The organism is Marinobacter adhaerens HP15 (assembly GCF_000166295.1).
GTDB lineage: Bacteria > Pseudomonadota > Gammaproteobacteria > Pseudomonadales > Oleiphilaceae > Marinobacter > Marinobacter adhaerens.
On record NC_017506.1, the window covers coordinates 603,390 to 617,853 of the forward strand.

The 14,464-nt window shown below is 59.4% G+C and carries 16 protein-coding genes; 8 read left to right on the plus strand and 8 right to left on the minus strand.

Features of this window, described 5'->3' with window-relative positions; all coding sequences use genetic code 11:
- Window positions 1–68: 68 nt before the first annotated feature.
- Genes ispA through HP15_RS02910 form a run of 3 tightly spaced genes read right to left on the minus strand, consistent with a single transcriptional unit; the run spans window position 69 to window position 2,048 of the window.
- The gene (ispA, locus tag HP15_RS02900; RefSeq protein WP_014576115.1) at window positions 69–965 is read right to left on the minus strand and encodes a (2E,6E)-farnesyl diphosphate synthase; all 897 of its coding nucleotides are present in this window, start codon (window positions 963–965) and stop codon (window positions 69–71) included.
- Window positions 965–1,219 (minus strand): exodeoxyribonuclease VII small subunit, encoded by a 255-nt coding sequence (locus HP15_RS02905; protein ID WP_008176478.1) that lies wholly within the window; start codon window positions 1,217–1,219, stop codon window positions 965–967. The genes ispA and HP15_RS02905 overlap by 1 nt, the downstream gene beginning before the upstream one ends.
- Before the next feature lie 55 nt (window positions 1,220–1,274).
- Window positions 1,275–2,048, minus strand: a complete 774-nt coding sequence (locus tag HP15_RS02910; RefSeq protein ID WP_014576116.1) for an NRDE family protein — start codon at window positions 2,046–2,048, stop codon at window positions 1,275–1,277.
- A gap of 88 nt (window positions 2,049–2,136) precedes the next feature.
- Here HP15_RS02910 and HP15_RS02915 point away from each other — a divergent pair, with 88 nt between their 5' ends.
- Genes HP15_RS02915 through HP15_RS02930 form a run of 4 tightly spaced genes read left to right on the plus strand, consistent with a single transcriptional unit; the run spans window position 2,137 to window position 5,102 of the window.
- Entirely contained in the window at window positions 2,137–2,934 is a 798-nt protein-coding gene (locus tag HP15_RS02915; protein ID WP_041646103.1) for a sulfite exporter TauE/SafE family protein, read from the plus strand.
- Between the two features lie 10 nt (window positions 2,935–2,944).
- Window positions 2,945–3,733 carry a prolipoprotein diacylglyceryl transferase gene (gene lgt / locus HP15_RS02920; protein WP_014576118.1) on the plus strand — a complete coding sequence of 263 codons (789 nt, stop codon included), beginning with the start codon at window positions 2,945–2,947 and terminating at the stop codon, window positions 3,731–3,733.
- Window positions 3,730–4,569: a thymidylate synthase gene (locus HP15_RS02925; protein WP_014576119.1), complete on the plus strand. Its 840-nt coding sequence runs from the start codon at window positions 3,730–3,732 to the stop codon at window positions 4,567–4,569. Before lgt ends, HP15_RS02925 begins: the two co-directional genes overlap by 4 nt.
- 23 nt (window positions 4,570–4,592) lie before the next feature.
- Window positions 4,593–5,102 carry a dihydrofolate reductase gene (locus HP15_RS02930; RefSeq protein ID WP_014576120.1) on the plus strand — a complete coding sequence of 170 codons (510 nt, stop codon included), beginning with the start codon at window positions 4,593–4,595 and terminating at the stop codon, window positions 5,100–5,102.
- Here HP15_RS02930 and HP15_RS02935 read toward each other — a convergent pair.
- On the minus strand, window positions 5,099–6,622 hold the full coding sequence (locus tag HP15_RS02935) for a DEAD/DEAH box helicase (RefSeq protein ID WP_014576121.1): 1,524 nt from the start codon (window positions 6,620–6,622) through the stop codon (window positions 5,099–5,101). The two genes, HP15_RS02930 and HP15_RS02935, sit on opposite strands and share 4 nt — an antisense overlap.
- Window positions 6,623–6,820: 198 nt before the next feature.
- Between HP15_RS02935 and HP15_RS02940 the strand changes: the two genes are divergently transcribed.
- Entirely contained in the window at window positions 6,821–7,609 is a 789-nt protein-coding gene (locus HP15_RS02940) for an acyl-CoA thioesterase (protein ID WP_014576122.1), read from the plus strand.
- A gap of 13 nt (window positions 7,610–7,622) precedes the next feature.
- Here HP15_RS02940 and HP15_RS02945 read toward each other — a convergent pair whose 3' ends face one another.
- The 3 genes from HP15_RS02945 to HP15_RS02955 all read right to left on the minus strand — a co-directional run bounded on the left by HP15_RS02945 (window position 7,623) and on the right by HP15_RS02955 (window position 9,344).
- Window positions 7,623–8,522, minus strand: coding sequence for a haloalkane dehalogenase (locus tag HP15_RS02945; RefSeq protein ID WP_008176462.1), 900 nt, complete (start codon window positions 8,520–8,522; stop codon window positions 7,623–7,625).
- Between the two features lie 147 nt (window positions 8,523–8,669).
- Complete coding sequence (locus HP15_RS02950) at window positions 8,670–8,918, minus strand: hypothetical protein (protein WP_008176460.1); 249 nt, start codon at window positions 8,916–8,918, stop codon at window positions 8,670–8,672.
- 75 nt (window positions 8,919–8,993) lie between these two features.
- Window positions 8,994–9,344, minus strand: coding sequence for a hypothetical protein (locus HP15_RS02955; RefSeq protein ID WP_008176458.1), 351 nt, complete (start codon window positions 9,342–9,344; stop codon window positions 8,994–8,996).
- Between the two features lie 127 nt (window positions 9,345–9,471).
- On the opposite strand from HP15_RS02955, the gene HP15_RS02960 reads away from it, so the two are divergent.
- Together HP15_RS02960 and HP15_RS02965 are read left to right on the plus strand one after the other, a co-directional pair.
- Entirely contained in the window at window positions 9,472–10,587 is a 1,116-nt protein-coding gene (locus HP15_RS02960) for an AI-2E family transporter (protein ID WP_014576123.1), read from the plus strand.
- A gap of 122 nt (window positions 10,588–10,709) precedes the next feature.
- Window positions 10,710–11,129 (plus strand): peptidoglycan-binding domain-containing protein, encoded by a 420-nt coding sequence (locus tag HP15_RS02965; RefSeq protein ID WP_008176454.1) that lies wholly within the window; start codon window positions 10,710–10,712, stop codon window positions 11,127–11,129.
- Window positions 11,130–11,202: 73 nt separating this feature from the next.
- On the opposite strand, the gene ilvD is transcribed toward HP15_RS02965, so the two are convergent.
- Window positions 11,203–13,038: a dihydroxy-acid dehydratase gene (gene ilvD / locus HP15_RS02970; RefSeq protein ID WP_041644970.1), complete on the minus strand. Its 1,836-nt coding sequence runs from the start codon at window positions 13,036–13,038 to the stop codon at window positions 11,203–11,205.
- 161 nt (window positions 13,039–13,199) lie between these two features.
- Here ilvD and HP15_RS02975 point away from each other — a divergent pair, with 161 nt between their 5' ends.
- On the plus strand, window positions 13,200–14,456 hold the full coding sequence (locus HP15_RS02975; RefSeq protein ID WP_008176449.1) for an HDOD domain-containing protein: 1,257 nt from the start codon (window positions 13,200–13,202) through the stop codon (window positions 14,454–14,456).
- Window positions 14,457–14,464 lie beyond the last annotated feature (8 nt).

A 14,464-nucleotide genomic window follows, 5' to 3' on the forward strand; every position in this document is an offset into this window, starting at 1 on the left:
TTCACACAAAGCGGGCCAGTTGTTACGAAAATATTTACGGCCAGTGTGCGCCTTCGGAGCGCCGGGATTCAATGGGTTCTTGCCACCACGTAATCGGCCATTGCCCGCAGGGGGTCTGCTTCGGGACCAAACGCCTGCAAACTTTGCTGGGCCTGTTCCAGCAGATTGGCCAGGTGTTCCCTGGCGCCTTCCAGGCCAAGCAGGGCGGGGTAGGTGGGTTTGGCGCGGGCGGCATCCGAGCCCTGGGGTTTGCCAATGACCGTTGTATCGCCCTCGATGTCCAGAAGGTCATCCTGAACCTGGAAGGCCAGGCCCAGGGCTTTGGCATACTGGGTCAGGGAAGCCAGGGCCTGTTCGTCGACCGACGGCGCCGTCAGGGCGCCAATTCGCACGCTGGTTTCGATAAGGGCGCCAGTCTTGTGGCGGTGCATGGTTTCAAGTTGCGCCAGGGCCAGGGTTTTGCCGACGGACTCCAGATCGATGGCCTGGCCACCAACCATTCCTCCGTGGCCACTGGCCCGGGCCAGTTCCCGGACCATGATCAGGCGTACCGACTCAGACAGTCCCGGCGCTTCGGCAAGCCAGCCAAAAGCCAGTGCCTGCAGGGCATCGCCAGCAAGGATGGCGGTGGCTTCGTCGAAGGCAATGTGGGTAGTGGGCCGTCCGCGGCGCAATTCATCGTCATCCATGGCCGGCAGGTCATCGTGGATCAGCGAGTAGGCGTGGATCAGTTCCACTGAGCAGGCCGGGATCAAGGCCTCGTCACCGGTCTGTCCCATTGCCTTTGCCGCTGCAAGACACAGTGCCGGCCGGATTCGCTTGCCACCGCCCAGCACGCTGTAGCGCATGGCTTCCTGCAGCCGGCCAGAGGCGGAATCACGGGTAATGCACCGGTCCAGTTCCGCATCGACGCGGGCCCGGCAGGTTTCCAGAAAATCAGAGGCAAGCAGGTTCTTTCCGGACATCAGTCAGCATCATCCGGTGAGAACGGGCGGGTTTCCAGGGTGCCGTCGCTGTTCTGGACCAGTTGTTCGACCCGTTGCTCGGCGCTCTTCAACGCCTGCTGGCATTCACGGGTCAGCTTTACACCCCGCTCGAACGCCGTCAGGGACTGTTCCAGGGACAACTCGCCCTGCTCCAGATCGCGAACCAGCTTTTCCAGTTCATCAAGAGACTTCTCAAAATCAGCTATCGATGTGGCGCCTTGTTCACCGGCCATCAGGGGCCCTCCGATCGGGTGGCAGAATTTCGCGGATTATACCAGAGCCAGATCGCTATCGCCGCCAGTGGAAGTGACGTCGTTCACCGGTCCGGGCATCCGGACCCCAGTTCTGTTCCGTCACCTCGATTTCACCGCTGTCTGAAACGGTCACCACGGTGGTTGCCCGGGTGCCGTAGTCCGAACCCACGATGAATGGCGACGACAGAAAGCGTTCCGTCTCCAGGCCAACGCCTGTATCGGGCAGCATATGGTCTGGCGCGGGTGTGCTGTCCTGGAGCAGCGGAATCAGCTCGTTGTGCAGTGTTGCCGCATCCCGTCCGGCGGCGGCAATGGTATCTCCCGCAGCCTGCCGGAGGCGCAGAAGCTTGGGCCAGGGTGTCTGCAAAAGATGATTGCTCAGTCCGTAGACCCCACGGTGGATTTGTCGGCCCGGATGGGCATCCCGATTGCTGAAATACCATCCGTCTGCTGTGGTCAGCTGCACCAGGTTGAAGCCGGAAAACTGGTCGGCGGTGTCGAGCAGATAGCGTTCAAGATGCTCCCGGGAATCAGTGAGTGCCCGCAAAGGCAGTTCACCACGACTGATACGGCCGGTTTCCGGTGCCCCTTCCCGGACGTTGGTCACGGCGCTGACCTCTCCCGCGGTATTAATCGCAAGCCAGGTGCCACCGGAGAGCAGGTCACGGCCGGCAAGCACCCGGGTACCGGATTCGGTGGTCCACCAGTCCATGGCGGCCGTCGGGCGGCGGAAAAATTCATCCCGATTGGCGGCAACCACCAATGGGAAATGAGGGTTCTGGCCAACGGCGAAAGCGATCAGGCACATGGTGTAGGAGTGGGCTCCCGGATTTAATGAAGTTGACTCTTGCGCTGTGTATCATACCAGCCTTGGTTTCCCGGGTGCGGCTCAAACAATGACTCTGTTTTACGTAATAGCTTCTTATCTGGCCCTCGGTGCCCTGGCAGGCACCGTGGCGGGGCTGTTCGGCATTGGTGGCGGGCTGATCATCGTGCCCGTGTTGATGTTCACCTTTGGTCTGCAGGGAATCGACCCGGATATCATTCCCCATCTGGCCGTAGGCACCTCGCTCGCGACCATCGTGTTCACCTCGGTCAGCTCCATTCGCTCCCATAACAAGCACGGTGCGGTGCGCTGGGATCTGTTCCGGCCCATGACGGTCGGGATTATTGGCGGCGCCCTGGTTGGCGCCTGGACGGCATCCCTGATGAGCGGGCGCGCGCTCGAACTGGTCATCGGCATTTTTGTCATTCTGGTGGGGCTGAAAATGTTTTTCCAGGTTGACCCCAAGCCGGGTCGCGACGTTCCCGGGGTGGCAGGCCTCGGCGTCGCCGGTGGTTTTATCGGCTGGGGGTCGGCGATTTTCGGAATCGGCGGGGGAACCCTTACGGTGCCTTACCTGAGCTGGTGTAACGTGCGGATGCAGCAGGCGGTCGGTACATCTGCTGCCTGTGGCCTGCCCATCGCCGTGTCCGGTGCGCTGGGTAACATCTGGACCGGGTGGCATCATCCCGCAGTGCCGGAACTGAGCGCCGGCTTCATTTATCTGCCTGCGCTCATAGGTATCATTCTCACCAGCGTTTTCTTTGCCCGGGTGGGCGCCAATCTGGCCCATCGGCTGAACCCGCAGATTCTCAAGCGTACGTTCTCCATCATGCTCCTGCTGGTGGGTCTCCGTTTTCTCCTGAGCTGAGAGGTAGTTGATGCTGCAGCATCCCCAGATTGATCCGGTGGCAATTGCCATCGGCCCCCTCAAGATCCACTGGTACGGTCTGACTTATCTGTTCGGTTTTCTAGCCGGCTGGTGGCTTGGACGCATTCGCACCCGCAAGCCCTGGTCGCCTATCAACGAAGAGCAGATGGGCGACCTTCTGTTTTACCTGGCCCTGGGGGTCATCCTGGGCGGCCGCTTCGGCTATGTCCTGTTCTACAACTTTGACGCCTTCCTGGCGGACCCGCTCTGGCTGCTGCGGGTCTGGGAAGGGGGCATGTCTTTCCACGGCGGTTTGCTGGGCGTGATGTTCGCCATGTGGTGGTATGGCCGCAAGATGGGCAGCGGATTCTGGCGCCTGGCCGACTTCGTGGCGCCGCTGGTGCCCCTTGGACTCGGCGCAGGGCGGATCGGCAACTTTATAAACGGCGAGTTGTGGGGCAAGCCCACTGACGTTGCCTGGGGTATGGTGTTTCAAACGGCTCCGGATTCTCTAGCCCGTCATCCCTCCCAGCTTTACCAGTTTGCCCTGGAAGGCGTGGCCCTGTTCGTGATCCTGTGGTGGTTCTCATCCCGGCAGCGCCCGACCATGGCGGTTTCCGGTCTGTTCCTCATCTGCTACGGCGTGTTCCGCTTCCTGGTGGAATTCGTGCGTCAGCCGGATCAGCAGCTGGGCTATCTTGCCTTTGACTGGCTTACCATGGGACAGGTACTGTCCTTCCCGATGATCGTTGCCGGCGCCGCCCTGATGTTTATTGCCTACCGGAGACAAGCCCGATGAAAGCCTATCTCGACCTTATGCAAGACGTTGTTGATAACGGATTCGACAAGGGAGACCGCACCGGTGTCGGAACCCGGTCGGTGTTTGGCCGTCAGATTCGCTTCAACCTGCAGGAGGGCTTCCCTCTGGTAACTACCAAAAAGGTCCACCTGCGCAGTATCATCTACGAATTGCTCTGGTTTCTCCGCGGCTCCACTGACAACACCTGGCTTCAGGAGCGCAAAGTCTCGATCTGGAACGAGTGGGCATTGGAAAATGGTGATCTCGGGCCGATCTATGGCAAACAATGGCGCAGCTGGCAGTGCCCCAATGGCGAGGTGGTTGACCAGATCAGCGAAGTGATCGAGCAGATTCGCACCAAACCGAATTCCCGCAGGCTGATCGTGTCCGCCTGGAACCCCGCTGAGCTTCCGGATGAGTCCATCGGTCCCCAGGATAACGTTCGCGAGGGCCGAATGGCGCTGGCGCCCTGTCACTGCCTTTTTCAGTTCTACGTGGTGGACGGCAAGCTCTCCTGCCAGCTTTACCAGCGAAGCGCCGATCTGTTCCTGGGCGTGCCTTTTAATATTGCCTCGTACGCCTTGCTGACGCACATGATTGCCCAGCAGTGTGACCTGGATGTCGGTGAGTTTGTGCATACCTTCGGCGACTGTCACCTCTACCAGAACCATCTGACCGATGACATCGTCTTCGAACAGTTGAAGCGCGAGCCCCGCGCGTTGCCGACGTTGGTGATCAAACGCAAACCCGCGAGTATCTTCGAGTATGAACTGGAAGACTTCGACTTTGAGGGCTATGACCCCTACCCGGGCATCAAGGCGCCGATTGCCATCTGACCGAACCCCGAAGAGGCCAGTACATGAGAAAAGCCCTGATCGTTGCCATGTCCCGTAACCGGGTCATCGGCCGCAATAACAATCTGCCCTGGTATCTGCCGGGTGACCTCCGTTATTTCAAGCAGGCCACCATGGGCAAGCCCATTATCATGGGTCGGAAGACCTGGGATTCCATCGGTCGGCCGCTGCCGGGGCGGATGAACGTGGTGATCTCGCGCAATGAAGCCTGGGAAGCGCCAACCGGAACAGTGGCTGCGAAGTCTTTGCCCGAAGCGCTGGTGAAGGCCGAGGCGCAGGCGGAGCTGGAAGGTGGTGACGAAGTGATGATTATCGGTGGCGGGCAGATCTACGCCGAGGCATTGCCGATGGTTGATCGGATGTACATCACCCAGGTGCACGCTGAGGTGGACGGCGATGCGTTTTTTCCGGAAGTAAACTGGGATGAGTGGGAAGAAATCGGACGGGAGGATTTCTCCGCGTCCGATAACAACCCTTACGACTACAGTTTCGTGGTCTATCAGCGTCAGGCTTAAGCCTGACGAGGCGGGCGCTTGCCTGCGGGCTTGCTGCCGCCCTTGCCGGGCGGTTTGCCTCGACCACCGGGGCCGCCACGACCCTTCGGGCCACCTTTCTTGAAACCGCCTTTCGGGCCCTTGCGATTCTCGCCCGGACGACCGCCGCCACCTTTACGATCACGGCGGGGAGGTGTTGCCGACACGGTTGGCAAGGCCTCTGGTTGCTCGAGGGGCAGGGAGCCTGGCTGAGCTGCTTCCATCCAGCATGCGAGGGCGCCGGCTACCATGGCCATGTCCATGTCATTGCGCTCGGCGATTTCGTCCAGCAGCGACATCGCCTTTGCCAACTTCTTGTCTTCCGCAAAGCCCAGCAGTTGGGACTCGAACTGCTGTTCCCTCATTTTCTTGAGCTCAACGGGAGACGGCAACTCGTAAGCTTCCATCGGCGAGTTTGTTGCGCGTTCAAGCGTTCGCAGCCAACTGCGCTCGCGCGGTGTTACCAGCAGGATCGCCTTCCCTTCGCGACCGGCACGACCAGTGCGGCCAACCCGATGGATGTACGCTTCAGTGTCGTAGGGAACGTCGTAGTTGATGACGTGTGTGATACGGGACACGTCCAGACCGCGTGCTGCCACGTCGGTGGCAATGATAATGTCTTTCTTCCCGCGCTTCAGGTCTTCAACCGTTTGTTCACGCTGGCGTTGGTTCAGGTCACCGCTCAGGGGCGCGACCGCGTGGCCCCGTGCAGAAAGCTTTTCGGCCAGCATGGTGGTTTCCGCTTTGGTGCGCACGAAAATAATGGCGGCATCAATCGGCTCGACTTCCAGAATGCGGGTCAGGGCATCCAGCTTGCGCTCAGCATAGACCGGCAGAACGAACTGGGAGATACGCTCGACCGTGCGGGTTTCGCTTTCAATGCGAACTTCTGTGGCGTTGCGCAGGTAGGTCTGGGCCACTTTCTTGATCTGCGGCGGCATGGTGGCCGAGAACAATGCCCGTTGGCAGTTCTCCGGCGTCTTCGCCAGGATCGCTTCCACGTCGTCGATAAAGCCCATACGCAGCATTTCGTCGGCTTCATCAAGAACCAGCGCTTTCAGGCTGTCCAGTTTCAGGGTGCCTTTGCGCAGGTGGTCGAGCATCCGGCCCGGCGTGCCTACGATCACCTGGGCACCGCGACGCAGACCCTTGATCTGTGGATAAAAGTCCTGGCCACCGTAAATGGGCAAAACGTGGAAATTCCGGAACTTGCTGGCGTAGGTGGTAAACGCTTCCGCCACCTGGATGGCAAGTTCCCGTGTTGGGGCCAGAACCAGAATCTGGGGATCGGTAACAGAGGCGTCAATCCGGCTCAGCAGGGGCAATGCAAATGCCGCGGTCTTACCGGTTCCGGTCTGGGCAACGCCCAGCAGATGGTTACCGGCCAGCAGCGCGGGGATCGCCTGGGCCTGGATGGGTGACGGGGTTTCGTAGCCAACGGCGGACACAGCTTCAAGTACGGCTGGATCCAGCCCCAGTTCGGCAAAGGACAATTCAGACATTGATTCACTCGGAATTCGGGAGGTAGAGCATTGCCGGGCAATGCATGTTGTGTCGACATTATAGCGGCTTTGTTGCTGCTTTAATACGCAAAACCCCGGCGAGGCTATAGGTAGTTGCCGGGGACAGGCCATTGCGTTGCCATCCGATCTTGGGCACTCTTCGTAGCTATCCCGATAGGTTGCTAACAGGAACTCGAAATGACCTTTGACGAATTATTGCGGGCGGCTCGTGGCAGTGAGGAGCTGACCATGCCCGAGAGCTGGTCCCAGGGCAGAGCCACCTTTGGCGGTCTCACGGCAGCGTTGATGTTTGAGCGCATGGAAAAGCTTGTCGCCGAGGGCCGTGCGATGAGGTCATTGCAAGTATCATTCGTGGGGCCGGTGGAGCCGGAAGTCCCCGCCAGTTTCGAGGCCGAGATTCTGCGTGAGGGAAAAGCGGTCAGTCAGGTACAGGGCCGCATTGTCCAGAAGGGTGAAACCCGGCTGGTCTGCCTGGCCAGCTTTGGCGGAGACCGGGACTCGCAGGTGCAGGTGGATGCCCTGCCAGCGCCCGAGGCAAACCCGGTCAGCCAGTGCCCGGGGCTGGACTACATCGAGGGTGTTACCCCGGAATTCATTCGGCAGATTGAGATGCGCTGGGCCTTCGGTAACCTGCCGTTCAGCGGCAAGGGGGGCCGGGAGCTCGGCGGCTGGATGCAGTTCCGGACACCGCCGGAAACGTTCTCTGATGCCCACATTATTGCTCTGGTGGACGCCTGGCCACCGGCGGTTCTGCCCTATGTAAAACAGCGGGTGCGGACCAGTTCCCTGAGCTGGGCGCTGGATATTGTACATCCGAGGCCGGTTATGGAGCCGGGTGACTGGCTCCTGTACAAGGTTTCCATTGATCAGGCGGGTGCCGGTTATGGTCACACCCAGGCCGGAATCTGGACCGCCAGAGGCGAGCTCGTGGCGCTGAGTCGCCAGACGGTAACGGTCTTCGGTTGACGGAAATGGCGGCTCAGGCCGCCATTTCCGATTTCAGAGCATCGATGATGATACGGGCGAAATCTTCCGGTGAATCTTCCTGGAGAAAGTGCCCGCCTCTGAGTGTGATATGAGGTTGTCCGTGGGCACCGGGAATCCGGCGCTGCATGTGCCTGTCGCCGCCCCGGGTAATCGGGTCGCCACTGCTGAAGCAGGTGATGAAGGGCTTCTTCCACTTCTCCAGGACCTGCCAGGCCGCCTTGTTGGCGTCGCTGTCCGGTGTATCCGGTTCCGTCGGAACCAGTTTTGGAAACGCCCTGGCTCCGGCCTTGAACTCTGCTGACGGGAATGGGGCTTCGTAAGCGGCAATTTCAGCTTTGCTCAGGGTGCGATCGGTGCCCAGTTGCACGATACGACCGACCGGGAACCAGGGGCTGTGGGTGGCAAATGCCTTCCACATGGAAAATACCGCTGGAACAGGCGTTTCGCCGGTCGGCAGCATGCCGTTTCCGACGATGATTCGGCTGAATCGCTGACGGTGTTCCGCGGCCAGTCGCAGGCCCAGCAACGATCCCCAGTTCTGGCACACAAGGGTGATATTGGTCAGGTTGAGCTGTTCAAGCCAACTGGCCAGCCACGTGAGATGGCGGCCGTAACTGTAGTCTGTAACCGACGCCGGCTTGTCGGATTTGCCGAAGCCGATCAGATCCGGGGCCAACACCCGGTGACCGGCCTCGGCCACCAGAGGGATCATGTGCCGGTACAGGTAGGACCAGGATGGTTCGCCGTGGAGCATGAGAACCGGCGAGGCGTTTCTAGGGCCTTCGTCAACGTAGTGCATCCGGAGACCCGGTTCTACGTCAAGATGGTTTGGAGCAAAGGGGTAATCCGGAAGACCTGCGAAGCGGGCTTCATCGGTTCTCAGAATACGCATGCCATCGACTGTCCTGACTGATTGGTTGCGTGATTGCCGGGCGGCATCCGGTGCTCATAGTGCCCTACTACAATCGTCGAAGATCAGGATAAAGCAGATGGAAATTTTGTGTGTTTGAGTTGCGTAACAGAGCGTTGTGGCTTTGAATCAGGACGCAATGCCAAACAGGCGTTCGGGGTTGTCAACGCGGGCCAGAGCGTCATCGCAACAATTGACGGCGCCGCAATCGTCGGCTGAGCAAAGGCCAATGGTCTGGCACTCCATGTTCTGGTGCTGGTCGCCCTCATTCCGGAAAATCCGGGCCCTGGAGAGAATCGAGTGGCAGTGGCCACAAAGGAGTGTGGGAACCGCGCTGCCTTCAGCAAGAAGTGCTGTGTATTGATGTTGTTCAGTCATAAATATCCTCCTGATACTGCCCAACATATGGGCCAAGTATGACATTTCAAAGTCGGGATGCCGGTGTTATACGGCTTAACTGTCAGGATCGACCAGTGGCCGACGGTTGGAGCGCTTGTCATCCCAGTCAAGCTCCTTGGGGTCATACCAGCCGATTGCCCCCAGCACTCTCTCCCGAGTCTGTGGCGACAGGGTAGGCCACAGCTCCTGGAAGTCCTCGAGGCCGAGCTCCCTCTGCTTCATCTGCTTGCTCTGGAGCCGGTTGATAATGCGTGGTAGCTGCAGGGCCTCGCCTAGCTGACCCGGCACCATGACTTCCTGACCCATCACTTTGCGCCGGTGCGTTCGGGCGGCCAGAACCTTGCGCAACTCGGTGGCCGCATCCAGGGCTGTTTCGATGGTGAAGGTTTCCAGTTCCAACAACATGACCTGTCTATTAGTTGATCAACAACCGTCCACTATAACCCGAAGACAGCTACAGTGGCCACGCCAGCGTGGTAGGGTAGAATGACTCGTTATATCGCAGAACCAACATCAGGGAACCGCATAATCTATGTACGCAAAACTTGAAACACGGACTTTTCTGGCGTTGCTGGTCGGCGTTTCCCTTGCCTTTGTTTTTCTTATGAAGCCCTTTTTCGGGCCCATATTCTGGGCGGTCGCCATCGCCCTGATTTTCCACCCGGTGCAGCAACTGCTGGAGCGGAAACTCGGGGACAGGCCCAATGTAAATGCACTTATTACCCTGTGTATCTGCATGTTCATCGTGGTTATCCCGGTTCTGGTACTGGTGACCTCATTGGTTGCCGAGGGCGTCGCCCTTTATCAGCAGATCCAGAGTGGTGAAATACGCCCCGGGGAATACATAGATCGGGTCAACCAGTCGTTCCCCGCCATCCAGGCCTTCCTGGCACAGTTTGATATCAGCTTTGCCGAGCTGAGGGACCGAGCCGTGAGTATCTTTGTCGGAGGAAGCCAGTTCCTGGGCAGGCAGGCGCTGGGCGTGGGCCAGAATACCTTCCAGTTTTTCCTGGGCCTGGCCTTGATGGTGTATCTGGCGTTCTTTCTGCTTCGGGATGGCCGTGCGCTGGTCGAGCTGATGATTCGGGCTCTGCCGCTGGGCGATGAGCGGGAGCGGTTGCTGTTTGCCAAGTTTGCGGAGGTGACCCGCGCGACCGTCAAGGGCAACCTGCTGATTGCCATCATCCAGGGGGCTCTGGGCGGGCTGATTTTCTGGATCCTGGGCATCAGCGGTGCGTTGCTCTGGGGTGTGGTTATGGCGATCGTATCGCTGTTGCCGGCTGTGGGTGCGGCGTTGGTCTGGGTGCCGGCAGCCATCTACCTGGCGGCCGTGGGCGATGTTGTCGAAGCGGTGGTGCTGACAGCCTTTGGTGTGGTGGTTATCGGGCTGGCGGACAACCTGCTGCGACCGGTACTGGTTGGTCGTGATACCAAGCTGCCGGACTACATTGTTCTGTTGTCGACCCTTGGGGGCATTGTCATGTTCGGTATCAACGGATTCGTAATGGGACCGCTGGTAGCTGCACTGTTTATGGCGTTCTGGGGCATTTTCATCCGCGAATTCAGCGAAGAAGCCCACCGCCCAGCCGCTTCTGCGGACGAAGAGACCCATGCGCAAAGCAAGAAAACGGGACATGATGTCCCGTAAGGCGACATGCGACAAAAGTATGGTAGTCTTTTAACCGTTTGCCCCAGCCTGTGGAGATAGGCACCACACAACAAGAAAGAAACGGATATCGATGAGATATCAGGAGTTAGCAGGTGAGTACCATGAGAAACGCAACAACCCGATTGGGACGCCTGGCCGCAGCGGCCGGATTGGCGGTCACACTGGGCTTTGCCCCTGCAGCCTTCGCGGATGAGATCGTTGCACTCAAGAACGCGCTCTACGGAGCAGGATACGACATTACCAATGTCAGCCCGCAGATGGATGACTCAACCCGGTCCGCGCTAACCCGGTTCCAGCAGGATAATGGTCTTCAGGCCACGGGAAATCTGGACGATCCGACCAAGGAAGCCTTGGGTATGATATCGGTTCAGGTTGCCGCTTCGGCACCGTCACAGTCCGCCGCAGCCAGCAGCGCGCCGGCTCAGGAGTCGGCTTCTTCCGCGGCAGAAACCTCGGCCCCGGAGCCTGAGCAGGATGACGCCATTGAAGAAGAGGAAGATGGCGGCTGGTCGCTCTGGTAATCGGAGTTTCCTGAACAAAAAAGCCCGGCGAGATGTCCCGCCGGGCTTTTTTGTTGGTTCAGGATCTCAGTGCTCAGTCGAGTTTTTCGAGATCCCGAACGGCGCCCTTATCGGCGCTCGTGGCCAGTAGCGCATAGGCTTTCAGGGCTGCAGACACCTTGCGGTCCCGTGGCAGTTCCGGTTTCCAGCCCTTGGCGTCCCTGGCTTCCCGGCGACGATCCAGTTCGTGCTGATCCAGCTCCACGTTGATGCTCCGGTTCGGAATGTCGATGCGGATTGTGTCGCCATTTTCGATCAGGCCAATGGCTCCGCCGGCGGCCGCTTCCGGCGACGCGTGGCCGATGGACAGGCCCGACGTGCCGCCAGAGAAACGTCCGTCCGTCAGTAGCGCGCAGTCTTTGCCGAGTCCCTTGGATTTCAGGTAGCTGGTCGGATACAGCATTTCCTGCATGCCCGGTCCGCCACGGGGCCCTTCGTAACGGATGATGACAACTTCGCCAGGCTTGACCTCGTCAGAGAGAATTCCGGCAACGGCGGAATCCTGGCTCTCGAATACTCTTGCCTTGCCTTCGAACACGAAGATGCTCTCGTCTACGCCCGCAGTCTTGACCACGCAGCCGTCCAGGGCAATATTGCCATAGAGTACGGCCAGGCCGCCTTCGGAGCTATAGGCATTCTCAACCGAACGGATGCAGCCGGTTTCCCGGTCACCGTCCAGGGTTGGCCAGCGGGTGCTCTGGGAGAAGGCGGTCTGCGTGGGAATGCCGGCGGGACCGGCCTTGTAGAACTCGACCACTTCGGTGGGCGGCGACCTCATGATGTCCCAGGTCTCGAGCGCTTCTCGCATGGTCTTGCTGTGCACGGTGGGAAGGTCGGTATTGATCAGGCCGCCCCGTTCCAGCTCGCCGAGAATGCCCATGATACCGCCGGCCCGGTGCACATCTTCCATGTGATATTTGGGTGAGTTCGGAGCCACCTTGCAGAGTTGCGGAACACGACGTGACAGCTGGTCGATCTCGTTCAGGGTGAACGGAACACCGCCTTCCTGGGCAGCCGCCAGCAAGTGAAGGATGGTGTTCGTTGAGCCGCCCATGGCGATGTCCATGACCATGGCGTTTTCAAAAGCCGCCATTGAAGCAATGCTCAACGGCAGTACGCTGGCGTCATCCTCCTCGTAATAGCGCCGCGCATTCTCCACAATCTGTCGACCGGCTTTGAGGAACAGCTGCTCCCGATCGGCGTGCGTTGCCAGGAGTGAACCGTTGCCCGGCAGCGCCAGACCGATGGCTTCGGTGAGGCAGTTCATGGAGTTGGCGGTGAACATGCCGGAACAGGAGCCACAGGTCGGACAGGCGTTGCGCTCATACTCTTCCACCTGTTCGTCGGAGGCATTGGGATCTGCAGCAATGACCATAGCGTCCACCAGGTCGAGCTTGTGCTCCGACAGTTTGGTCTTGCCTGCTTCCATGGGGCCGCCGGAGACGAAAATCGTGGGGATGTTGAGGCGCATGGCAGCCATCAGCATGCCCGGGGTGATCTTGTCGCAGTTGGAAATACACACAAGCGCATCGGCACAGTGGGCATTGACCATGTACTCTACGGAGTCGGCGATGATTTCCCGGGATGGCAGGGAGTACAGCATGCCGTCATGGCCCATGGCGATGCCGTCGTCGACCGCGATGGTGTTGAATTCCTTGGCAACACCCCCGGCGGACTCGATTTCGCGGCACACCAGTTGCCCGAGGTCCTTAAGGTGCACGTGGCCGGGCACGAACTGGGTGAAAGAGTTGGCAACCGCGATGATCGGTTTGCCGAAGTCGCCGTCTTTCATGCCGGTGGCGCGCCAGAGGGCACGGGCGCCGGCCATGTTGCGGCCTGCGGTGGAGGTCCGCGAACGATACTGAGGCATGGGGTTCTTTTCTCTCTGTTGTTACCTGATGACGTTGATCAAAAAAAACAGAGGATACCAGATTAGACTCCAGGCGCATGGTTGTTTTCAGAGCCTCTGTTTACAATAGTTAACACAGTTGCCAACTTATTTTCCGGTTTGATCCGACAAGGAGTATGCCTATGGCCGGCCAGGAAAGCCTGCCGCTTCGTCGCCTTAAAGAGTTCCAGCCTTTGAACCGGCTGACCGATGACCAGTTGGTTTTGCTTGCCAGCCGGGCCGAGCGTCGTACCCATGGGCCCGGGCAGAGGGTTCTGGAACGCGGTGTCCGTGACGGTCTCGATTTTTTCCTGGTGGCAGGAAAGATTGAGCTTGAGTCCGTGGATGGCCGAAAAACGATCATCGAAGCCGAAACAGAGAAAGCTCAAAACCCGATTGCCAGACTCCAGCCACGGATGTACGACGTTACAGCCGTCAAACCCTCGGAATTCCTGGTCGTTGAGCAGGACATCCTTAACCAGTTGCTGCGATCGGCGCCTGTCGAACAGGTTGAGATGGATTCAGGTGAAGGCAATGGAGGGCTCGAGAGCGAGGAACATCACCTGCTGATGGAATTCCTGTCGGAGCTGAGATCGAACCAGGTGAAGCTTCCCAGTGTGCCGGATGTGGCCTGGAAGGTCCGGCGGGCGGTAGATCGCGAGGAGTCGACGGCGGATCAGGTGGCTCTTGCCGTATCGGCCGACCCGGCGATGGCGGCCAAGCTCGTTCGCGCCTGTAACAGCCCGCTATATCGCGGATTCAGTGATGTCCGGAATGTCCGGGAAGCAGTGGTCCGTTTGGGCATGCGCACTACCCGCCAGCTGGTGACGGTGTTTTCCATGCGTGAGGTGTTCAAGACTCGTCAGGCGTCGCTTCAGAAAGAGATGGAAAAGCTTTGGCGTCACTCTCGTGAAGTGGCTGCGCTTTGCTGGGTGCTGGCGGATCACGCCACCAAACTGAATCCGGAGGAGGCGTTGCTGGCGGGGCTGCTCCATGATATCGGCGTGGTACCGATCCTGGTCCAGGCGGAACATCATGTGAATCTCTTTGCCGATGAGGCCAACCTCAGCCATGCAATCCGCGAACTCAGGGCGGATGTGGGTACGGCGGTTCTGGAGAACTGGTCGTTCCCGCCGGCGTTCGTTGAGGCGGTCCGTCATGCCGAGGACTGGGGCTATGAATGCCGAGAGACATCACCCCAATTGGTGGATGTGGTTATCGTGGCGCAATTGCATTCGATGATCGGTTCCAGCCAGAATGCCGAGCTTCCCCCGTTCGACCAGGTGCCGGCGTATCGGCGTCTGGGCGAGCTTGAACTCAATGCTTCTCGCAGTTTGCAGCTTCTGACGGAGGCCAGGGCCCGGGTCGACGAAGTTCAGCAATTGCTGTCCATCCGGTGATTGTCCGG